General features: G+C 72.4%; 15 protein-coding genes and 2 tRNA genes. 5 read left to right on the forward strand and 12 right to left on the reverse strand.

Annotation, left to right across the window (positions count from 1 at the left end; genetic code table 11):
• Nucleotides 1–50 precede the first annotated feature (50 nt).
• The gene (locus ACZ5VC_RS13945; RefSeq protein ID WP_469120292.1) at nt 51–2,432 is read left to right on the forward strand and encodes an MFS transporter; all 2,382 of its coding nucleotides are present in this window, start codon (nt 51–53) and stop codon (nt 2,430–2,432) included.
• Between the two features lie 102 nt (nt 2,433–2,534).
• Nucleotides 2,535–3,359, forward strand: coding sequence for a YceI family protein (locus tag ACZ5VC_RS13950; protein ID WP_469120293.1), 825 nt, complete (start codon nt 2,535–2,537; stop codon nt 3,357–3,359).
• A gap of 105 nt (nt 3,360–3,464) precedes the next feature.
• On the opposite strand, the gene ACZ5VC_RS13955 is transcribed toward ACZ5VC_RS13950, so the two are convergent.
• The 11 genes from ACZ5VC_RS13955 to ACZ5VC_RS14005 form a co-directional block, all read right to left on the reverse strand.
• Entirely contained in the window at nt 3,465–4,232 is a 768-nt protein-coding gene (locus ACZ5VC_RS13955; RefSeq protein WP_469120294.1) for a TetR/AcrR family transcriptional regulator, read from the reverse strand.
• A 30-nt stretch (nt 4,233–4,262) separates the two neighbouring features.
• Nucleotides 4,263–5,786 (reverse strand): MFS transporter, encoded by a 1,524-nt coding sequence (locus ACZ5VC_RS13960; RefSeq protein ID WP_469120295.1) that lies wholly within the window; start codon nt 5,784–5,786, stop codon nt 4,263–4,265.
• Nucleotides 5,787–5,914: 128 nt separating this feature from the next.
• The gene (locus ACZ5VC_RS13965; RefSeq protein ID WP_469120296.1) at nt 5,915–8,101 is read right to left on the reverse strand and encodes an ArnT family glycosyltransferase; all 2,187 of its coding nucleotides are present in this window, start codon (nt 8,099–8,101) and stop codon (nt 5,915–5,917) included.
• A complete protein-coding gene (locus ACZ5VC_RS13970) occupies nt 8,098–9,456 on the reverse strand; it encodes a bifunctional glycosyltransferase family 2/GtrA family protein (RefSeq protein ID WP_469120297.1) in 1,359 nt (452 codons plus the stop codon). The genes ACZ5VC_RS13965 and ACZ5VC_RS13970 overlap by 4 nt, the downstream gene beginning before the upstream one ends.
• Before the next feature lie 26 nt (nt 9,457–9,482).
• Complete coding sequence (locus tag ACZ5VC_RS13975) at nt 9,483–10,988, reverse strand: sensor histidine kinase (RefSeq protein WP_469120298.1); 1,506 nt, start codon at nt 10,986–10,988, stop codon at nt 9,483–9,485.
• 3 nt (nt 10,989–10,991) lie between these two features.
• On the reverse strand, nt 10,992–11,729 hold the full coding sequence (locus ACZ5VC_RS13980) for a response regulator transcription factor (RefSeq protein WP_469120299.1): 738 nt from the start codon (nt 11,727–11,729) through the stop codon (nt 10,992–10,994).
• Between the two features lie 55 nt (nt 11,730–11,784).
• Nucleotides 11,785–12,705 (reverse strand): amidohydrolase family protein, encoded by a 921-nt coding sequence (locus ACZ5VC_RS13985; RefSeq protein WP_469120300.1) that lies wholly within the window; start codon nt 12,703–12,705, stop codon nt 11,785–11,787.
• Nucleotides 12,662–12,997 (reverse strand): antibiotic biosynthesis monooxygenase family protein, encoded by a 336-nt coding sequence (locus tag ACZ5VC_RS13990; protein WP_469120301.1) that lies wholly within the window; start codon nt 12,995–12,997, stop codon nt 12,662–12,664. Before ACZ5VC_RS13990 ends, ACZ5VC_RS13985 begins: the two co-directional genes overlap by 44 nt.
• 76 nt (nt 12,998–13,073) lie before the next feature.
• The gene (locus ACZ5VC_RS13995; protein ID WP_469120798.1) at nt 13,074–13,931 is read right to left on the reverse strand and encodes a DUF2797 domain-containing protein; all 858 of its coding nucleotides are present in this window, start codon (nt 13,929–13,931) and stop codon (nt 13,074–13,076) included.
• Between the two features lie 102 nt (nt 13,932–14,033).
• Nucleotides 14,034–14,106: transfer RNA gene (locus tag ACZ5VC_RS14000), tRNA-Arg, on the reverse strand.
• Between the two features lie 239 nt (nt 14,107–14,345).
• Nucleotides 14,346–14,436: transfer RNA gene (locus tag ACZ5VC_RS14005), tRNA-Ser, on the reverse strand.
• Between the two features lie 313 nt (nt 14,437–14,749).
• Between ACZ5VC_RS14005 and ACZ5VC_RS14010 the strand changes: the two genes are divergently transcribed.
• The 3 genes from ACZ5VC_RS14010 (at nt 14,750) to ACZ5VC_RS14020 (ending at nt 20,233) form a co-directional block, all read left to right on the forward strand.
• The gene (locus ACZ5VC_RS14010) at nt 14,750–15,190 is read left to right on the forward strand and encodes an SSI family serine proteinase inhibitor (RefSeq protein WP_469120302.1); all 441 of its coding nucleotides are present in this window, start codon (nt 14,750–14,752) and stop codon (nt 15,188–15,190) included.
• A 241-nt stretch (nt 15,191–15,431) separates the two neighbouring features.
• Entirely contained in the window at nt 15,432–19,448 is a 4,017-nt protein-coding gene (locus ACZ5VC_RS14015; RefSeq protein ID WP_469120303.1) for a response regulator, read from the forward strand.
• Between the two features lie 203 nt (nt 19,449–19,651).
• Nucleotides 19,652–20,233 carry an antibiotic biosynthesis monooxygenase gene (locus ACZ5VC_RS14020; protein WP_469120304.1) on the forward strand — a complete coding sequence of 194 codons (582 nt, stop codon included), beginning with the start codon at nt 19,652–19,654 and terminating at the stop codon, nt 20,231–20,233.
• 67 nt (nt 20,234–20,300) lie between these two features.
• Here the strand turns inward: ACZ5VC_RS14020 and ACZ5VC_RS14025 are convergent, their stop codons facing one another.
• Nucleotides 20,301–21,950, reverse strand: a complete 1,650-nt coding sequence (locus ACZ5VC_RS14025; RefSeq protein WP_469120305.1) for a long-chain fatty acid--CoA ligase — start codon at nt 21,948–21,950, stop codon at nt 20,301–20,303.
• Between the last annotated feature and the right edge of the window lie 140 nt (nt 21,951–22,090).

Genomic DNA, 22,090 nt, shown 5'->3' on the forward strand with positions numbered 1-22,090 from the left:
GGGGCGGCCACGCCAGGCACGGTGGGCACAGCTCCGCCGACGGCGCTCCGATGACCCACCGGCAGATCATGGAGGCGTTGTCCGGGCTGCTGCTCGGCATGTTCGTCGCCATCCTTTCGTCGACGATCGTCTCCAACGCCCTGCCCGAGATCATCAAGGACCTCGACGGCACCCAGAGCGCCTACACCTGGGTCGTGACCGCTGCCCTGCTGTCGATGACCGCCACCACCCCGCTCTGGGGCAAGCTGGCCGACCTCTTCTCCAAGAAGCTGCTCGTCCAGGTCGCCCTGGTCATCTATGTGGCGGGCTCGGTCGTCGCCGGTCTCTCCCAGAACACCGGCATGCTCATCGCCTGCCGGGTCGTCCAGGGCATCGGTGTCGGCGGTCTCACCGCCCTCTCCCAGATCATCCTGGCCGCGATGATCGCGCCGCGTGAGCGCGGCCGGTACAGCGGTTACCTCGGTGCCACCTTCGCCGTGGCGACCGTCGGCGGCCCGCTGCTCGGCGGGGTCATCACCGACACCGACTGGCTCGGCTGGCGCTGGTGCTTCTACGTCGGCGTGCCGTTCGCGCTCATCGCGCTGCTCGTCCTCCAGAAGACCCTGAAGCTTCCGGTCGTGAAGCGGCAGGTGAAGGTCGACTGGGCGGGTGCCCTGGTGATCAGCGCTGCGGTCTCGCTGCTGCTGATCTGGGTCACCTTCGCCGGTGACAAGTACGACTGGATGTCGTGGCAGACGGCCGCGATGGTCGGCGGCGCGGTCGTGCTCGGCGCGCTCTTCGTCCTCGTCGAGTCGAAGGCCAGTGAGCCGATCATCCCGCTGCGGCTGTTCCGCAACCGCACGATCACCCTGGCCTCGCTCGCCTCGCTCTTCGTCGGTGTCGCGATGTTCGCGGGCACGGTCTTCTTCAGCCAGTACTTCCAGCTGGCCCGGGACAAGTCGCCGACGATGTCCGGCGTGATGACCATCCCGATGATCACGGGCCTGTTCGTCTCGTCCACCGCCTCCGGCATGATCATCACCAAGACCGGCAAGTGGAAGGCGTGGCTGGTCAGCGGCGGTGTGCTGGTGACGGCGGGCCTGGGCTTGCTCGGCTCCATCCGCTACGACACCGAGTACTGGCAGATCGCCGTCTTCATGGCGGTCATGGGCCTCGGCCTCGGCATGATGATGCAGAACCTGGTGCTCTGCACCCAGAACCAGGTGGCCCCCGCCGACCTCGGCGCGGCCTCCTCGGTGGTCACCTTCTTCCGGTCCCTCGGCGGCGCCGTCGGCGTCTCGGCGCTGGGCGCGGTGCTCGCCAACCGGGTGACGAAGTACGTCAAGGACGGGCTCGCGGAGCTCGGCCCGCAGGGCGCGGCGATGGGCCACGGCGGCACGGGCGGCGGCGGCATCCCGGACCTGGACGCGCTGCCCGCGCCGATCCGTACGGTGATGGAGAGCGCGTACGGCCACGGTGTGGCGGACGTCTTCCTCTGGTCGGCGCCCTTCGCGCTGCTGGCGTTCCTGGTGACCCTGTTCATCAAGGAGGTGGCGCTGAAGAGCAGTTCGGTGACCCCCGAGGAGAAGTCCCTCGAGAAGACCGTCGCGAAGGCGGGCGAGAAGTCGGACGAGAAGACCGCGGAGCTCCCGGCGTCGGCTCCGGCCGCCACCGCGGCTCCGGTGAACGGCATCGCCGTCCGTGGCGCGGTCCGCACCGCCGAGGGCACGCCCCTCCCGGGCGCCGCCGTCACCCTGATCTCGCTGGGCGGACGGCAGTTGGGCCGCGCGGTCGCTCCGGCCGACGGCGTCTACACGCTGTACGCGCCCGGCACCGGCTCGTACGTGCTGATCGCCTCCGCCGACGGCTTTCAGCCGCAGGCGTCCACGGTGGTCGTCGGTGACGAGCCGCTGGCCTACGACATCCTGCTCTCCGGTACGAGCGGACTGACCGGTGTCGTGGTCGCGGCGGCCGGTGGCTCACTGGTGGACGGCGCGATGGTGATCGTCACGGATGTGCGCGGCGATGTGCTGGCGACCGGGAAGTCCGCCGAGGACGGCGTCTTCTCCTTCGCCGAGCTCGTCCCGGGCTCCGTGACCGTCGCGGTCAACGCCGAGGGCTACCGACCGCTGGCCCTGCCGGTGGAGATCGGCGGCCAGGGCGTGACCCGGATCGAGGCGGCGCTGCAGGCCGGCGCGCTGGTGCGCGGCACGGTCCGGGCGGGCGGCGACCACGCTCCGCTGGCCGACGCCCGGGTGACCCTGCTCGACGCGGCGGGGAACGTCGTCTCCACGGCGACGACCGGTTCCGACGGCGCTTACGCGTTCGCCGACCTGGACGCGGGCGAGTACACGGTCATAGCGACCGGCTATCCGCCGGTGGCCGGGACCCTGACCGTGGCCGGCCGCGGTGTGGACGGCCACGACATCGCACTCGCCCACCCCGGCGAGTGATCCGACCCCCGCGGGCGCTTCGAGCGGACGCCCGCGGGTTCCGGGGCGGCAGGCAGGGGACGGCCTGCCGCCCCGTTTTTTCTGCGCGAGGAGAGATACGGGATGGGACTGCACGCACAGGTTCGGACGCGGGACGGCTGGGCGCTCCAGCACGCGGTCGTGACGATGACCGACATGACCGGTACGCAGGTGTTGCGGGCGGCCGCCGATACCGAGGGCCTGGTCAGGGCCGATGTGGCGCTCGCGCCGGGCCCGTACACGGTGATCGTGACGGCCGTCGGTTACGCCCCCGCCGCGCAGACCGCGCTGGTCACGGCGAGCGGCCGGGCCGATGTGGGCACGGTCGTCCTGGCCCGCCGGGGCGGTGCCGAGCTGCCGCCGCCGGGTCTCTGGTCGATCGACCCGGTGCACTCGACGGTGGCGGCGGTCGCCCAGCACCTGGGGATCTCCAGTGTGCGCGGCCGGTTCACCGAGTTCGGCGGCCGTATCGAGATCGCCGGGAACGGGGAGGACCTGGAGCGGTCGCGGGTCGACGCGGTGATCGAGGCGGCCTCGATCGACACGGGCAACGGAATGCGCGACAAGCACCTGAAGTCGCCGGACTTCCTGGACGTGGACGCGTTCCCGCAGATCACCTACACCTCGACCGCCCTGACCTCGTCCGGTCCCGACCGCTGGACGGTGCACGGTCACCTGTCACTGCACGGTGTCGTACGTGAAGTGCCCCTGGACCTCGTGTATCTGGGCACCGGGCCCGACCCGTGGGGCGGGGTACGGGCGGCGTTCCGCGCGACGGCCGAGCTGCGCCGGGACGACTTCGCGATGAACTACAACCAAGTGGTGCAGGCGGGCATCTCGGCGATCGGAACGACCCTGAAGGTGGAACTCGACATCCAGGCGGTCCAGGGGAACCTGCCGGCGCTCTAGGGGAGGCGGGCGGGCGGCCCGGCCGCCGGAGCCGGGTTGCAGCGGGCGGGCGGCCCGGCCGCTGGGGGCGGGGCGGGGCCGGGCCGTGAGAACGGCCGTCGGGGCCTAGTCCGTCTCCCGCATCGCCTCGATGCCCTTGACGAGGATGTCCAGCGCGTAGACGAAGTCGCGCTCGCGCTTCTCCTCCACCGAGCCGCCGCCCCCCGCCTCCATCAGCGCCGCCGCCTCCTCGAAGTCCTTCGCGAGCTCGGGCTGTTCCCCGATCGCACCCATGGCCTGCGCGACGTACTCGTCCTGGCTGACCCCGGCGCCGGCGCAGTGCGCGATGAAGTGGCCCTCCACCGTGCCGAACCCGTACACGAACTGGAAGACCGCCGAGAGTCCCCCCATCTGGCCGTGCGGCGGCAGGCCGGTGTTGCGCAGGACCCGCTGGGCGCTGCGGCCGAAGGCCGTCGCGTACGGGCCGATGTTGAGGAAGCTGCCCACCAGCTGGGAGACCCAGGGGTGCTTCACCAGGACGCCCCGGTAGCCGGTGGCCAGCTCCCGCAGCTGCCCGCGCCAGTTCTCGGCGTCGGACGTGTCGGGGAGGGCCACCTCTCCGAAGACCTCGTCGAGCGCCAGCTCCAGCAGGTCGTCCTTGGTGTCGACGTACCAGTAGAGGGACATCGCGGTGACGTTCAGCTCGGCGGCGAGCCGCCGCATCGAGAACTTGCCGAGGCCCTCCGCGTCCAGCAGCCGCACCGTCGTCGCCGTGATCCTGTCCAGGTCGAGTGCGGAGGGCTGGTCGGCCTTGCGGCCGCGCCGGCCCTTGCCGTCCAGCCACACACTCGACCGGGCCGCCGGGCGTTTCGTACGGTCGGCTGCCGACCCCATGGCACTCCTCCTCGCTGCTGGCTCCCGATGCTATGCCGCCGCCTTCCCCACCCCGTTCCTCGCCGTCCCGCTCCTCTCCGCCCGGCGCAGCAGCAGCGCCGCCAGCAGACCGCCCGCGAGGACGGCCGCCGCCCCGACCAGCTGGCTCGTCTCCAGGCCCGAGGCGAAGGCGTCGGCGATCCGCTCCCGCTCGGCCGGCCCGTCCGCCGCGGCGAGCGCCGCCGGGAGGGAGGCCGCGGAGACGGATACGAGCGCGCCGAAGCGGGAGTTCAGTACGGCTCCGAGGACGGCCACTCCGAGTCCGTTGCCGAACTCCGCCAGCGTGCCGTTGATGCCCGCGCCGACGCCCGCCTTCTCCGGCGGTATCGCGCTCATGATCGCGTTGGCCATGGCCGGCATGGACAGGGCCACGCCCGCGCCCATGACGACGAGTCCGAGCAGCATCCCGCCGTAGCCGTGCTGTCCGCCGAGCAGGGCGATGGCGGCGAGTCCGGCCGCGACCAGGGCCATGCCGAGGGCGATGGTCCAGGGGGTGCCGATCTTTGGCAGCAGCCGCGCGCCGACCCCGGTGAGGTTGAGGGCCACGACGGTCAGTGCGAGCGGCGCCGTCCGAAGACCGGCGTCCAGCGGCCCGTACCCGAGCACGAACTGCAGGTGCTGGGTGAGCAGGAAGAGCGAGCCGGTCATGCCGAAGGCGACCAGGATCGCGCCCGCGACCGCGCCGACGAAGCGCTGGTTGCGGAAGAAGTGCATGTCCAGCATCGGGTGCGGGGTGCGCAGCTCCCAGAGCGTGAAGGCCCCGAGGACCAGCAGACCGACCGCTCCCGCGCCCAGCACCTGGCCCGACGTCCAGCCGTGGCCGGGGCCGGAGATGATCGCGTACACGACGGCGGTCATACCGATGGTGGAGAGCAGCGCGCCGAGCAGGTCGGGGCGGGCGCCCTGCCGGTGCTTGGACTCGGGGACGAGCGCGGCGACGGCGAGAAGACCGACGACCGCGACCGGGATGTTGATGAGGAAGATCGCGCCCCACCAGAAGTGGTCGAGCATGACGCCGCCGATCAGCGGCCCGGCGGCGAAGCCCAGCGAACTGACCGTCGACCACAGCGCGATGGCCTTCACCCGCTCACTGTCGTCGAAGATCTGGACGACGACGGCGAGGGTCGTGGTCATCAGCAGCGCCCCGCCGATGCCCATGCCGGCGCGGGCCGCGATGAGCTGCGTGGAGCTCTGGGCGAGTCCGGCCGCCAGTGAGCCGATGCCGAAGACCGCGAGGCCGGAGATGAGCATCAGCTTGCGGCCGTAGCGGTCGGCGGCGCTGCCGGCGGTGAGCAGCAGGCCCGACTGGACCAGCGAGTATGCGTTGATCATCCACTGGATGTCGGAGGTGGAGGCGTCGAGTTCCCTGGTGAGGGAGGGGATCGCGACGCTGAGGACGGTGTTGTCGAGCAGCACGGTGAGCTGGGCGAGGCAGATGACGCCGAGGATCAGCCAGCGCTGCGGGTGGCCGCCGCTCGGGGCGGGGGTGTCGGTCTCGGCTGTCGTCGCCGTCATGCACGCTCCTTGTACGGTGTATGGGACCCGATCGCCATACACCGTACAAGGGTTTCCCTTACGCCGTACAGGAGTTTTTCGCGGAGGCGGAACTCATCCCCGGGCCCCGGGCCGGGACTCCGCCGGAGTCACGCCTTCCGGGTCAGGTCGTAGAGCGTGACCCCGTCGACCGTGACCTTCGTGAACGTGGCCTCGACCCAGGCGCTGATCCCGCTCCCGGGGCTCTCGCCCTGCGCCGTCCGCATCCCGCCACTGCCGGGGATGAAGTAGTGGATCTCCCCGTCCGCGACGTACTGCTTGAACCGGGCGAGCGTCGGCGACGGGTCGCTGCCGTTGAAGCCGCCGATCGGCATGACCGGCTTCCCGGTGGCCAGTTGGTACCCGGCCGCCTTCTGGGAGGGGGACGTCGCGGCGACCCAGGTGTAGGCGTCCGCGTTCTCCATCAGTTTCTTCTTCGTCGCGGCACCGAGCTCGGTGGTGTCGAGAAGGCCGCCCGGACCGCCGCCGGAGCGCCCACCGTCATCCCCGGGGCGCATTCCGGTCCCGGCCCGCCCTTGAGCGGGGCCCTGGCCGGGCCCCTGACCCTGCCCGACTCCCTGGCCCTGTGGGGGCGTCTGGCCCTGGGGAGCAGCCTGCGGGCCGCCCCCCGGCGCCGGGAACCGGCCCTGCCCAGGCGTCCCCTGCCCCGGAGCTCCGTAGAACACCGGCCCACCGCCCATGCGCATGCCGCCCGGGCCGCCCCGCGCCGACGCCGGACCCGCCGTGATGATCGAGCCGCTGCTCCCCCCGGACACGGTCGTCAACGTGTACGCGAGAGGCCCCGCGAGCGCCGACGCCAGGCCGAGCCCGGCGGCGCCCAGCGCGAGCCGCCTGCCGAGCCGGCCCGCCCGCCCCGCGACCAGCAGCGCGAGAGCCGCCACGATCCCGCCGACGAGCACCGCCCAGCGCAGCCAGGGCAGGTAGTCGGGCGTCCGGCCGAGCAGGACGAACGCCCACCAGCCGGTCATCGCCACCGTCCCGGCCAGCACCACCGCCGCGAGCAGCCTCGCGCGCTCCTCCCACAGGACGGTGACGCCCATGCCGATGAGAGCGGCGATGTACGGGGCCAGGGCCACCGTGTAGTACTCGTGGAAGATGCCGGCCATGAAGCTGAAGACCGCCAGCGTCGACAGCAGCGCCCCACCCCACACCAGGAACGAAGCCCGGGCCATCCCTTCGACCGTCCCGGTGGTGCGCCCCGCCCGCCAGGTGACGACGAGGCCCGCGACGAGCAGCAGCAGCGCGGCCGGGAGCAGCCAGGAGATCTGACCGCCGACGGAGTCGTTGAACATCCGGCCGATGCCGGTCTCTCCCCAGCCGCCGCCGGCCCGCATCGGCGCGTCGACACCCGCCGGAGCCCGGCCGCCGCCGACACTGCCGACCTCGTCTCCGTTGATCCGGCCGAGGCCGTTGTAGCCGAAGGTCAGTTCCAGGAAGCTGTTGGTCTGCGAGCCGCCGATGTACGGGCGCGAGGCCGCCGGCCACAGCTCGACGATCGCCACCCACCAGCCGCCGGACACGGTCAACGCGACGGTGGCGAGGCATAGTTGCCCGAGCCTGCGCCGCAGGGTGGTCGGCGCGCACACCGCGTACACCAGTGCCGTCGGCGGCAGGACCAGGAAGGCCTGGAGGGTCTTCGTCAGAAAGGCGAAGCCGACCGCGACGCCCGCCCACACGAGCCACTTGGTCCGCGCGTCCTCCAGGGCGCGCAGGACGCAGTACACGGTGACGGTCAGCAGCAGCGCGAGCAGCGCGTCCGGGTTGTTGTAGCGGAACATCAGCGCGGCGACCGGGGTGAGCGCGAGCACCAGCGCCGCGACCAGCCCGGCGGCGGCGCTGAAGCGCCTGCGCACCGCCGCGTACACGAGGGCGACCGTCCCGACACCCATCAGCACCTCGGGCAGCAGGATCTGCCACGAACCGAGTCCGAAGAACCGCACGGACAGGGCCATCGGCCAGAGCGCGGCGGGCGGCTTGTCGACGGTGATGGAGTTCCCGGCGTCGGACGAGCCGAAGAAGAAGGCCTTCCAGCTCTCGCTGCCGGCCTGGACGGCCGCGGAGTAGAAGGAGTTGGCGTATCCGGAGGCGCCGAGGTTCCAGGCGTAGAGCACGCCCGTGACCAGGAGCAGGGCCAGCAGCGCCGGCCTGACCCAGGGGGCGTCCTCGGACCGGCCGCGCCACAGCCGGGCCGTCCGCGTGGCCGCCGGCGCGGCGGCGCGCGGCGGAGCCCCGCCGTCGTGCGGCCCGCCGTCGTGCAGGTCGTAGGTCGTCGTCATCGTGCGTTCCTCGGTTCGTCGGCACAGGGGTGGTGGCCGTGCGCGGGGTGGGCATACGCGTCGTCGCGCGGGCTGGGGCGATCCGGATGCCCGAGGCCACCGGGCGCCGGGGCCTCGCGCCGGTCCGGGAAGACCCAGGCACGGAAGAGCAGGAACCGCAGCACCGTCGCCGCGAGGTTGGCGGCGATCAGCACCGCCAGTTCCGTGCCGTGGGACGGATGGCCCGCGGCCGCTCCGAGCGCGGCCAGCGAGCCGCTGGTAAGGGCGAGGCCGATGCCGAACACGACCAGGCCCTGCGCCTGGTGTCGTACGGCACGGTCCAGGCCCCGGACTCCGAAGGTGAACCTCCGGTTGGCCGCCGTATTGGCCACGGCCGAGATCAGCAGCGCGCCCGCGTTGGCGAACTGGGGTCCAAGGCCCGCCCGGAGGGCGGAGTACAGCAGCAGATAGAAGAGCGTGGAGAGCACCCCGACCGCGCAGAAGCCGACGAGCTGGCGCGCGAGCCCGCCCGGCACGCCGTGGAGGGCACGGTCGCGGGGGTCGTCCCCGAAGGGCCGGGCGAGCCGGTCGAGCGGCAGCGACCCGGTGGCCAGCGCCCGCCCCACCCGCCAGACGCCCTTCAGGTCGTCCGTCGCCGTGCGGACGATGTGCACGGTCGATTCGGGGTCGTCGACCCAGTCGACCGGTACCTCGTGGATGCGCAGTCCGGCCCGCTCGGCGAGGACCAGCATCTCGGTGTCGAAGAACCATCCGGTGTCCTCGACCATCGGCAGCAGCCGCTCGGCCACCTCACGCCGTATCGCCTTGAATCCGCACTGCGCGTCCGAGAACCGCGCCGCCAGCGAGCCCCGCAGGATCAGGTTGTACGTACGGGAGATGAGCTCCCGCTTGGCGCCCCGCACCACCCGCGACGACCTCGCGAGCCGGGACCCGATCGCCAGGTCCGAGTGGCCGGAGATGAGCGGGGCGACCAGCGGCAGCAGCGCGTTGAGGTCGGTGGACAGATCGACGTCCATGTACGCGAGGACCGGCGCGTCCGAGTGCGACCAGACGGTCCGCAGCGCCCTCCCCCGCCCCTTCTGCTCCAGCCGGACCGCCCGCACCTCGGGGAGGGTCGCCGCCAACAGGGACGCGATCTCCGGTGTCCGGTCGGTGGAGGCGTTGTCGGCGACGGTGATGCGGAAGCCGTACGGAAAGGTGCGGGCCAGATGCTCGCGCAGCCGCAGTACGCAGGTTTCGAGATCCTTCTCCTCGTTGAAGACGGGGACCACCACGTCCAGTACGGGTCGGCCGGCGACGCCCACGGGCAGGTGCTCGCGGGCGGGCAGGGCCCCCACAAAGCTGTCGGTTCGCATGACCCCGACGCTTCCGGGCCGCGCTGTCACACCTGTGTGATGAGCCTGTGCCCCGCCTGTGAGCCCGGGCCGTTCACCGGGAGGCGGACGGAGAAGACCGTGTGTCCCGGCGCGGACCGCACGTCGACCTCGCCGCCGTGCGCGGTGACGACGGCCCGCACGATGGCCAGGCCGAGGCCGGTGGAACCGGCGTTGCGGGACCGTGAGGCGTCACCCCGGGCGAAGCGCTCGAAGACGTGCGGACGCAGAGGGGCCGGGATGCCGGGACCGTCGTCCTCGACCTCGACGACCACCCGCGCCGCCTCCGTGCGGATCCGGGCGGTGACCTTGGTCCCGGGAGGCGTGTGCGTACGGGCGTTGCCGAGCAGGTTGACCAGGACCTGATGGAGCCGGGCGGCGTCACCCTCCACGGCCGGCGGCTCGTCGGGCCGGTCGGGCAGCTCCAGGCGCCACACGTGGTCCGGCCCCGCCGCCCGCGCGTCACTCACCGCGTCCACCACCAGCGGTGCGAGATCGGTGCTCCGGTACGAGAGCGGGCGTCCCGCGTCCAGCCGTGCCAGCAGCAGCAGATCCTCCACGAGCCCGGTCATCCTGGTCGCCTCGGACTCGATCCGCCCGAGCGCGTGCCGGGTGTCCGGCCCGGTCTCCTCATGGCCGCGCCGGGTCAGCTCCGCGTACCCGCGGATCGACGCCAGCGGAGTGCGCAGCTCATGGCTGGCGTCCGCGACGAACTGCCGTACCCGCGTCTCGCTCTGCTGCCGCGCGCTCAGCGCGGCGTGGACATGGTCGAGCATCCGGTTGAGCGCCGCGCCCACCTGCCCGACCTCCGTTCGCGGATCGGCCTCGGCGTCCGGCACCCGCTCGTACAGGACCACCTCTCCGCTGTGGAGCGGGAGTTCGCTCACGCGCCGAGCGGTCGCGGCGACCCGGCGCAGCGGACGCAGCGCCACCCCGACCAGGGCGGCGCCCGCGATACCGGCGGCGACGAGCCCCGCCCCGGTCACGGACAGCTCGACGAGGACCAGGGTGTCGACGGTGTCCTGGACGGCGGCGGTCGGAAGCCCCACCAGGAGCGACCCGTTGGGGCCGGAGGCGGCGACCACCCGGTACTCGCCGATCCCCGGCAGCTCCACGCTGTGCGGCTGACCGTCCGGCGACACCTTCTCCAGGGCGTGGATCTGCCGCTCGTCCAGCCGGCTCCGCGCGTCGTCGGAACTCATCGAGGTGTTCCGGCGCTCGACGCTCACCGCCCCGCCGGTGACCGTGCCGTCGGGACCGAGCACGGCCCCGAGCGTGCCGATCTGCTGGCCGCCCCTGGTGAGGAAGTCCAGCGGATCGGGCCGGAGCCCCGGCAACGGGGGAGCGGTCAGTCCCGCCCCGCGCTCGGCGACCTTGTCGAGGTCGGTGTCGAGCCTTTCGTACAGAGAGCTGCTCAGCGCCAGCGTGGTGACCGTGCCGATCACGGCCGCGACCACGGCGATCAGCGCCACGGCGGACACGACGAGCCGCCTGCGCAGCGACCAGGGGCTCATCCCTCATTCACCGGGCTTGATCAGATATCCGGCGCCGCGCCGGGTGTGGATCATCGGCGACCGTCCGGCGTCGATCTTGCGCCGCAGATACGAGATGTACAGCTCGACCACATTGGCCTGCCCGCCGAAGTCGTACGACCACACCCGGTCCAGGATCTGTGCCTTGCTCAGCACCCGGCGCGGATTGCGCATCAGATACCGCAGCAGCTCGAACTCGGTCGCGGTCAGATGGATGCCCTGGCCGGCCCTCGTCACCTCGTGGCTGTCCTCGTCGAGCGTCAGATCCCCCACGGCCAGCAGCGACTCGGACCGGGTCATCGCACACCCGGAGCGCCGGATGAGGCCGCGCAGCCGCGCCACGACCTCCTCCAGGCTGAACGGCTTGGTGACGTAGTCGTCGCCGCCGGCCGTGAGCCCGGCGATCCGGTCCTCCACGGAGTCCTTCGCCGTCAGGAAGAGAACGGGAACGTCGGGCAGGTCCCGTCGCAGCCTGCTGAGCACCGCGAGGCCGTCCATGTCCGGCAGCATCACGTCGAGGACCACGGCGTCCGGCCGAAACTCGCGCGCCGAGCGCACCGCCCCCGCGCCGTCGCCCGCACTGCGCACCTCCCACCCCTCATAGCGCAGAGCCATCGAGAGCAGCTCGGCGAGCGACGCCTCGTCGTCCACGACGAGCACCCGGACGGAGGATCCGTCGGGCCGGAGCATTTCGGTACGCCCTTGGGGCGAGGTCGCGGTCATGGAAACACACTCGGCCGGGTGGCTGAGAGAAGTCTTTCGCGTCCCTGTGATTTCTCTAAGAATCCGCTGGCCCGGCGAGCTCGAACAGCGCCGCGGCGTTGTCGTGGCAGACGCCCCGCAGCCACGCGTCCCCCAGCTCCAGCCGCTCCAGGGCCTCCAGCTGATGCGTGTAGGCGTACGGGATGTTCGGGAAGTCGCTGCCCAGCACGATCCGCTCCCCCAGCGCCCGCAGCCGCCCCCGCTCGGCCACCGGGAAGGGCGCGAACCGCTCGCTGAAGTCGGTGAACGCCATCGTGGTGTCCAGCCGCACCTCCCCGTACCGCTCGGCCAGGTCCAGGAAGTCCGCGTACTCCGGCATCCCCATGTGGGCGATGATCAGCCGCAGCCGCGGATGGCGGGCCAGCAGCCGGGCGATCGGCTCGGGACCGGTGTACTTACCGGGCGCCGGCCCGGAACCGCAATGGATGACGACCGGCACACCCGCGTCGGCGAGCAGCCCCCAGGCCGCGTCGAGCCGCCCGTCATTGGGGTCGTAGTTCCCCACCTGCAAGTGCGACTTGAAGACCCGCGCGCCCTCCTCCACCGCTTCCCTCACATACCCCTCGACTCCGTCCTCGGGGTAAAGGGTGGCGGTGTGCAGACAGTCGGGCGTCCGGGCGGCGAAGCCGGCGGCCCAGCCGTTGAGCCACCGGGCCATGCCCGGCTTGTGCGGATAGAGCATCGACGTGAAGCGCAGCACCCCGAACTCCCGCAGGATCGCGACCCTGCGGTCCTCCTCCTCGCGGTAGGTGATCGGCCACTCCATGCCGGTCAGCGGCCCCACGGCATCGAAGTACGCCCAGACCTTGTCGAGGACCCGCTCGGGCATGAAGTGGGTGTGTACGTCGATCAGCCCGGGGAGCCCGAGCCGCCCGAAGAACGCCCTGACCCGCTCATGCTCGCTCAAAGTCATAGCTCCGCTCGACCTTTCCGACATGGACGCTGTAGCGCTGGTACCACTCGGCGCGCCCCTGCTTCTGCGCGGCCTGGTGCTCCAGGTCCCGCTGCCAGGCGGCGATCGCCTCCTCGTCGCGGAAGTATCCGACGGTGATGCCGAGCCCGCCGGGCGCCCGGGCGGACTCGTACCCGAGGAACCCGGGGACCTCCTGGACCAGCTCGTGCATCCGTTCGGCCGTCTCGGCGTAGCCGTCGGCGTTCTCGACGAGGTGGGAGGTGAACACGACGGTGTAGTAGGGCGGTTCGAGACCGGCCACAAGGTGATCGCTCATGTGGATCACCCTCCGCCGGACCGTGAGGCCGTGTCCAGGCTCCGGCGCCAAAGGGATCCAAGACTTGACCATCCGGTCAGAAGAGCCCGCCCTGCAGTCCCCGCACCGCTGTGACCGGCACGTTCACCGCTTCCCCCGCTCCTGCCGCCACAAGCTCCCATCCGCTCATCAGCCGGGTGTCGAGGACCAGCCGCCGCCCGTCCCCGGCCTCCAGGTGCAGATCGGGCCCGGCGGCCGCGACCAGCGTTCCGGCGACGCGTCCGCCGTCGACCAGCTCGGTGACGACCCCGTCCACCCCGGTCACCGCCGCCAGCCCGAAGGCCTCGGCGTGATCGGCCACGGCGAGCTCCAGCCGCTCCAGCGACTCGGCCCACCCCTCGAGCGCCACGGCCCGCCCGTACAGCTCCCCGATCTCCCGCGCCCGCTCCCCGGCCCCGGGCAGCGCCGCCCGCACGGCCCGCTTGCGCGCGTACGGAATCCGGTCCGGCACGCCGAGCGCGTGCCGCAACAGCTCCTCGGTGCGACGCGCCGCCATCAACGGCCCCCGGCCCAGCCACCCGTACGCCACGGCTCCCTGCTCGAGCAGCCGCACGTCCCCGCGCTCCTCGGCGGTGATCCCCACCTTGACGAGCCCCGGCCCGAACCAGGCCAGATAGACCCGGAAGACCCGGGGATCATCGGCCACGGTGTCCGCGGCCACCGAGTGCGCCCGATCGAGGCGCGCGCACTCCCCGCACTGGCCGCCTGTGGCGCGCCCCGGGACGACGGCCCCCACGGGACACGGATTCCCCCGCGCCCCACCGCAGACCCGCTCGCCCACACTGCGAAACCCCAGGCCCTGCCCGTAGCGCAGCGCACTCACCCGCCCGCCTTCCCACAGCAGCCCGGGCCCCCCGTCCCTCCACACGAGCCGCCGACACCGCCACCCCGCCACGGCCGGCCACCTCTCACTCACACGCGCCGCTCCTGAGGACCGGCACGACTGTCAGGGACAACGCGAGAGGCCCCCGGATTTCTCCGGGGGCCTCTCGGGCTGTGCACTCGGCAGGATTCGAACCTGCAACCTTCTGATCCGTAGTCAGATGCTCTATCCGTTAAGCTACGAGTGCTTGGCGTTCCGGGCTTTTCTTCCCGGTCGGCGTTGCGGGAACAACATTACATGACCTGCGCCGTCACGCGAAATCCATTCGACGCACCCCCTCTGACCTGCGCAAATGCCGTCAGAGGCGATCCTGGGGCGCCTACGTTCATCCGGTCGGGTGAGGTCCGGTCTCGCGAAGTGGACGCCGTCGGGGGGCGGGAACGGCCGAAGCCCCGGCCGTGGGGCCGGGGCTTCGGTGATCATGCGCGGAGGCGGAGGGATTTGAACCCTCGATGGGCTTTAAGACCCAAACCGCATTAGCAGTGCGGCGCCATAGACCGGACTAGGCGACGCCTCCAGTGACACCCGCGCGGGCGCGAGTGGTGCGTGCAGATGATGACACAGCCCAGTGGGCCGTCACCAATCGATCCCCACGGTACTAGGCACGTGGGGCGCAGGGCAAAACCCTTCCCGGCCCGGCCCCGCCTCGGCCGCACCCCGGACTCGGTCGTGGCCCCGGACTCGGTCATGACCCGGCCCGGTGGTGGCCGGCCGCGTCGGGACTGTGGACTCCCGGGTGCCCGACTTGCGCAACGCCCCGGCGTGCGGAGCGTTAGACGTGTCGGAGATTCCGGTGACTCTCCCCGGATCCGTACCTCTCGGGAGTTCGTATGCTGCGTCGTCTCGTTCTGACCACCGCCGGTTCCCTGGCCGCGCTGACGGCCGCCGCGCCGTCGGTCTCCGCGCTCCAGTTGCCACCGCTGCCCCTGCTGTCGACACAGGACTCGCTCACCGTGACGGTGTCCAAGAGCGGCGTCCGGGCGGCCGACGGGACATTCACGCTGGAGTGCGGGACGGGGGCCGGCGGGAACCACCCGGCCGCCGAGGCCGCCTGCGAGCGGCTGCGGACGCTCGCGGGGCGGGGCGAGGACCCGTTCAAGCGGGTCGGCAAGGACCAGATGTGCACCCAGCAGTTCGGCGGGTCGGCCGTCGCCCGTGTCACCGGCACCTGGCGGGGACGGGACATCGACGCCCGCTTCACCCGGGGCAACGGATGCGAGATCGACCGCTGGGAGAACCTGGAGCCGGTCCTGCCCCGCGTCCGGGGTTGACCCGGCCCGCGCCGCCGAGATCGGGGAGAGGGGTGCACGGTGGTGTATGCGCAGGTCAAGGCGGGGGAAACGTGCCGGAGGCGTGCGCCGCGCGCACATAACCTTGGTGAGAGCTCCCCCTCATCCGCCGCCGCCGGCCCCTCCCCTGCCTTTAGACTCCTTCAGTGACAGGCTGCGGCCCGAGGGGCAAGATGGGGCCGGCCGTCCGCAAGGTGCAGTGGGTCAGGGAGGAAGCGTCGTCGTGAGCAGCAGGCCATCCCGAGGCGCTGCTCGCCTCGCAGCCATACTCGACGCTCTGCCCGACGGGCTCGTGCTCGTCAATTGCAACGGCACGGTCGTCAACGCCAACACCATCGCGCTCGGCATGTTCGAGACGCCCGGTACGGCGCTGGTCGGGCGTGGACTGCTCGATCTGCTGCCCGCGTTCGACTCCCGGCTCATCCCCGGCTCCATGCGGCGCCCCGAGGGCGCCGACGACCAGGGCCGTACGAAGCCCACCCGGATGGTCGCGCGCCGCACCGACGGCAGCGAGTTCCCCGCCGAGGTGACCAGTGCCAACCTCGAGGACGGGCGCGAGGCGTACGACTCGTACACCTCCTACACCGGCGACGAACTGCTCATGCTGGTCGTACGCGACCTTTCCGGCACGGTCGACACCGAGGCCGAACTCGCCCGCTCCCAGCGGCAGACCGAGATGATCCTGCGGGCCGCCTCCGAGGGTGTCGTCGGGACCGACACCGACGGACGGGTCGTGCTCGTCAACCCTGCCGCCGCCCAGATCCTCGGCTACCGCGCCAGCGACCTCGGCGGCCAGGCGCTGCACCAGCTGATCCTGCACTCGCGCGGCGACGGCGAGGCGTTCCCGTACGAGGAGTCGCCGCTCGCCGACACCCTCAAGTCGGGGCGCAAGCACCGGGTGCGGGGCCAGGTCCTGTGGGCCAAGAGCGGCGCCCAGGTGCCGGTCGACCTGACGACCGCGCCGGTGCGCGACGGGGACCAGCTCGTCGGCGCGGTGATGACCTTCACCGACCGGCGGCCGTACGAGGAGCTGGCCGAGCAGCACGCGTCGGAGCTCGCGGACAAGAGCGAGCGGTACAGCGCCGAGATCGAGAAGCAGGCCGAGCGGTACGCGGCGCTGTCCGCCCGGCACGAACAGCTGACCGCCGTGCTCGGTGAGGCGCTGCGCGGTCCGCTGGTGGAGCTGCGCACCGAACTGGGCACGCTCGCCGCCGACCCCGCCGGACAGCTGTGGCCCGAGGCCAACCAGTTGCTGCACCATCTCGCCGCCGGCTACGCCCGGATGACCACGCTCGTCGACAACGTCCTCAGCTTCCAGCGGCTCGACGCGGGCACGGAGCAGCTGAAGAAGACCGTCACCCTGCTGCACGCGGTGGTGGCGGCCGGCGTCGAGGGGGCCATCGAACTCATCGGCCCGGGTCGGGCCCAGTTCGCCGTGCACGCGCCCCCGATCGAGGCCGAGGTGGACGCGGCGCGGCTGTCGACGGCGCTCGCGCACCTGGTCGCGGATGTCGCGGGCGTCGACTCCACCGGCAGGGCCCGGCCTGTACCGGGCGGGGGATCTGTGGACTCCACGATCGTCGTCGCCGCCGCGCAGCGGGGCGAGGTCGTACGGATCGAGGTGCGCGGGCCGTACGCCGGGGGCGACCCGGTGCACGAGCCGATCGTGCGCGGGATCGTCACGGCGCACGGCGGTGTGCTCCAGACGCACGACGTGCCCGGGATGAGCGGCAGCGCGTATGTCCTGGAGGTGCCGCTGGGCGCGGGCGCGGGGACGGTGCCAACTCCGGCGGCCACGGTGCCTGCGCCTTCGCCGGCTTCCGGTGAGGGGCCCGGGACGGGGCTCGCGCTTCCGTCACAGCAGTCCTCGTCCGCGACGGCGGCGGGTACCGGTACCGGTGACACGACCGGCGGCGGGCGGCGGCGGGCGCGGCGGGCGTCGACCGATGCCTTCCTGGAGAGCCCGGTCGCCCCGGCGGGCGTGAGCGAGCCGACCGGGCGACGACGTGGGCGTACGGAGGACGGAGGCACGAGTGCGGGCACGGCTCCTGCCTCTCCTGCTCCTGACCTGATTCCGACGCAGAACTCGGGCCCGGGCGGGCCGGGCGCGGGACCCGGTACGGGTACGGGCGCCGGCACGGCCGAGCCCACGGGGCGTCGGCGCGGACGGCCGAATCCCTCCGAGGGCGCCGTCGTCACGGCCGCCGAGGGCGCCCAGGGGCGTGCGGCGCTCGGGGAGACCGTGCCGCCGCAGGGAGTTCCCTCGGACGTGCCGACCGGGCGCCGGGCCCGTCGGCCGGAGGGCGCCATGGCGGCACTGCCTCCCGCCCTTGAGGCCGTCCAGCCGCAGCCGGCCCCCCAGTCCCCGTCCCCCTCCCCGTCTCAGCCCCTGCCGCAGGTTCAGCAGCAGCCACAGGTCCAGCCCGAACCGCAGCCTTCGGGTCGCCGCGCGCGACGGGCGCTCGGCGCCGCGCCATCGCCCTCACCCGCTGCGGAAGGCCCGCGTTCGGCCTTCGCGCTGCCGCCCGCCGCCGCGGACCGTGCCCCGGAGCCCGTACCCGGCGTACCCGCTGCCGAAGGCGGTCACGACGCCGTACGGACCGAACCGGGCATCGATCACGACCACACCCCGCCGCAGCCGCATCCGGTGCCCGCGCCGACGGGCCGCCGACGCGCGCGCAGGGAACCGGAGCCCGCGAGCGCGCCCGGCGTCGACTGGCCGGAGAGCGGTACCTCGGGCACCGGCCTCGCCGGTCCGGCCCAGGGCCCGACGGGCAGCGCCGTCGCCGGGCCGCCTCAGGGCCCGACGAGTACCGGCCTCGCCGGGGCGCCTCAGGGCCCGACGAGCAACGGCGGTGCCGGGACGCCCCACGGGGTCCCCATGCCTCCGGCGCCTGTCTCGTCGTCTTCCGTACCTCCCGTACCTCCCGTATCGCCTGTGGCTCCCGTACCCCCGGCGTCTTCGGTGGCCCCCGCGGCCTCCGGTACGACACCTGCTCCGGCGGCTCCCGGGGCGCAGGAGACGCGTTCGACCACCGGCTCCGGATCGCTGCCGCCCGCGATGCCCCGCCCGGCCACGCCGCGCCCCGCCGCGCAGCCGCTCCCGGCCGAGTCGCCCGCGGCCGTATCCGGGTCGGCCGCGGAGGACGCGGGCGCCTCGCAGGGGCGGGCGTTCAGCGTGCGCACGCTCGGGCAGGGTGTGCCGTTCGCCCAGCAGATCGCCGCTCAGCAGGCCGGCCCCGTGCCCGCGCCGGCTCCCGCGCCCACGGCTGTGGGCCGTCGTCGCAAGCTGGCCGCGCCGCCGGAGGGCGAGCGTCCGTCAGCGGCTGACTCCGCTGCCCGACCGCATCCGCTGCCCCAGCCGCAGCCCCTGTTGTCCACGCCGCCCGAGGGCCGGGCCTACGCCATAGGGGCACCCGACGAGGACGGACCGGAGGGCCCCGAGCCGCTCGACGGCCCGGGCGGCGCGGTCGAGGTGGCCAACAAGCCCCAGCCGCAGCCCATCGACGACGAACTCCCCCCGGAGCCGCTCGACAACCCCCGTCGGCTGCTCGTCTGGCCCGCACCGGACGTCTCGACGCAGCAGGCGCTGAGCGACCGGGGCTACCGCCCGGTGATCGTGCACTCGCGCGAGGAGGTCGACGCGCAGATCGCCGCCTTCCCGGCCGCGCTGTTCGTGGACCCGCTGACCGGGCCGATCACCCGAACCGCGCTGCAGTCGCTGCGCCAGGCGGCGGTGGCCGCCGAGGTGCCGGTGCTGCTGGCGGCCGGGCTGGGGCAGGCGACGCGGGAGGCGGCGTACGGCGCCGACCCCGCCGTCCTGCTGAAGGCACTGGCACCGCGCGACAGCGAACAGCACCCGTCCCGCGTCCTGTTGATCGAGGAGCACGACGACATCGCGGCCGCGCTCGCAGCGACGCTGGAACGGCGCGGCATGCAGGTGGCACGCGCAGGCGCCGACACGGACGCGGTGACGCTCGCCCAGCAGATGCGGCCGAACCTGGTGGTCATGGACCTGATGCAGGTACGCCGCCGACGCGCCGGAATCATCGACTGGCTGCGCGCGAACGGCCAGTTGAACCGCACTCCGCTGGTCGTCTACACCTCGGCCGGCCTCGACCAGGCGGAGCTCCCCAAGCTCTCCTCGGGCGAGACGGTTCTCTTCCTGGCGGAGCGCTCGACGAGCCCGGAGGTCCAGTCCCGGATCGTCGATCTGCTGGCCAAGATCGGCACCAACTGACCGCGGGGTCGCGGTTCGGGGTCGCGGTTCGGGTTCGCGGTTCGCGGTTCGCGGTCGCGGTTCGCGGTTGAGCCGGGATGCGGGGCGGAGCGGCCCTTGACTGCGGGCGGGGCCCCGGGCGAGGGGCCCGCTTCCAGGTCGCACGTAGGCTGACGCGGGCGCGCGACAGCAGGATCCGTACAACCGTACGAGGAGAAGCCCCCGTGACCACCACCGTGACAGCCCAGCACGAACATGCCACCGTCCCCGCCGACAACGGCGAGGTGACCCTCCTCATCGCGCGCCAGGTGGAGGAGGGCTACGAGGAGGCCTTCGAGGTCTGGGCGCGGGGCATCCTCGACACGGCCGCCCGCTTTCCCGGGCATCTCGGACACGGTCTGTTCCGGCCCTCGGCGGACGGGGCGCCGTGGTTCCTGGTGCACCGCTTCCGGGACGCCGCCGCCTTCGAACGGTGGCAGGAGTCCCCGGAGCGGGCCGAGTGGTTCGCCCACTGCGAAGGCCACCATCACACCGAGATAGCCCGGCGTGAGCTGACCGGCATGGAGACCTGGTTCGCCAAGCCGGGCACGACCCGGCCCGCGCCGCCCCGCTGGAAGATGGCGATCAGTTCGGGCCTCGCCATCTTCCCGATCTCGCTGCTGGGCAACGCGGTGCTCGGGCCGTATCTGTCCGTACTGCCGCTGGTCGCGCGGACCGCGGTCTTCGCCGTGCTGTTCAGTGTGCTGATGACCTACGTGGCGATGCCCGCGATGAGCGGGCTGCTGCGCCGCTGGCTGACCGGCTGAGCGCGGCCGGGGCGACGGGCTGAGCGCGGCCCGACGGACTCCTTCGGGGAGTCCGTCGGGCCGGGGGTCAGCGAAGCTCGGTGACGTCCAGATCGCCGTCCGCGTACTGCTTGCGGATCACCTTCTTGTCGAACTTGCCCACGCTGGTCTTCGGCACCGCCGGGACGATCGCCCAGCGCTCCGGCAGCTGCCACTTGGCGATCGACTCGCCGAGGAACGCCTTCAGCGACGCGTAGTCCGCCGTGGCGCCCTCCTTGAGTACGACCGTGGCCAGCGGGCGCTCGCCCCACTTGTCGTCGGGGACGGCCACGACGGCCGCCTCGGCGACCTCGGGGTGGGCCATCAGGGCGTTCTCGAGCTCAACGCTCGAAATCCACTCCCCTCCGGACTTGATGACGTCCTTCGCCCGGTCCGTCAGCGTCAGGAAGCCGTCGGGGCTGATCACCCCGACGTCCCCGGTCTTCAGCCAGCCGTCCTCGCTGAACTTGTCCGCGGGCCTGATCGGTTCGCCCGAGGCGCCGCCGTAGTACGCGCCGGCGATCCACGGGCCGCGTACCTCCAGCTCGCCGGCCGACTCGCCGTCCCAGGGCAGGTGTTCGCCACCGGGGCCGACCAGGCGGGGCTCGACGCCGGCGGGGAAGCGGCCCTGGGTGACGCGGTAGGGCCACTCCTCCTCGGCGGTGAGGCCGGCCGGCGGGTTGGCCATGGTGCCGAGCGGCGAGGTCTCCGTCATGCCCCAGGCGTGACAGAGGCGTACGCCGAGCTTGTCGTACGCCTCCATCAGCGCGGGCGGACAGGCCGCCCCGCCGATGGTGACGCTGGCCATGGAGGTGAGGTCGCGCGGGTTCGCCGTGACCTCGGCGAGGAGGCCCTGCCAGATGGTGGGGACAGCGGCCGCGTGCGTGGGCCTCTCGCGCTCGATCATCTCGGCGAGCGGGGCGGGCTGCAGGAAGCGGTCGGGCATCAGCATGTTGACGCCGGTCATGAAGGTGGCGTGCGGCAGACCCCAGGCGTTGACATGGAACTGCGGGACGACGACCAGGGTCGTGTCCTTGTCGGTCAGCCCCATCGACTGGGCCATGTTGACCTGCATGGAGTGCAGATAGATCGACCGGTGGGAGTAGACGACGCCCTTGGGGTCGCCGGTGGTCCCGGAGGTGTAGCACATGGCCGCGGCGCTGCGCTCGTCCAGCTCGGGCCAGTCGAAGGTGGTCGGACGGCCGGCGAGCAGCTCCTCGTACTCGTGCACCCGAGGCGTGACACCGGCCAGCGCCGAGCGGTCACCGGAACCCGAGACGACGATGTGCTCGATCGTCGGCAGGTGGGGGAGGAGCGGCACGAGCAGCGGCAGCAGAGAGGCGTTGACGAGCACGACCCGGTCGGCGGCATGGTTCACGATCCACACCAACTGCTCCGGGGGGAGCCGGAGATTGAGCGTGTGGAGTACCGCGCCCATGGAAGGGATCGCGAGGTACGCCTCCACATGCTCCGCGTTGTTCCACATCAGCGTCGCGACACGCTCGTCGGCGGCCACTCCGAGCTCGTCGCGCAGGGCGTTGGCCAACTGCGTCGCCCGTGATCCCGCTTCGGCGAAGCTACGGCGGTGCGGCTCCGCCTCGCCGGTCCATGTGGTGATCTGCGATCCGCCGTGGATGGTCATCCCGTGGCGCAGGATGCGGGTCACTGTCAGTGGTACGTCCTGCATGGTGCTGAGCACGGCGTCCTCCCGGTGGGCGCTGCGTGTCCGTCAAGGTGAGCCGATTCTGCGCGCATACCAAGAGGTATGTCACTACCCGAGAGTAGATTCGATCGAGGAAAACTAGCAGCGATCACTTCGCTGGTCAGCGCGGCGGTGGG

The sequence above is a fragment of the Streptomyces sp. NPDC033174 genome, from assembly GCF_055577795.1.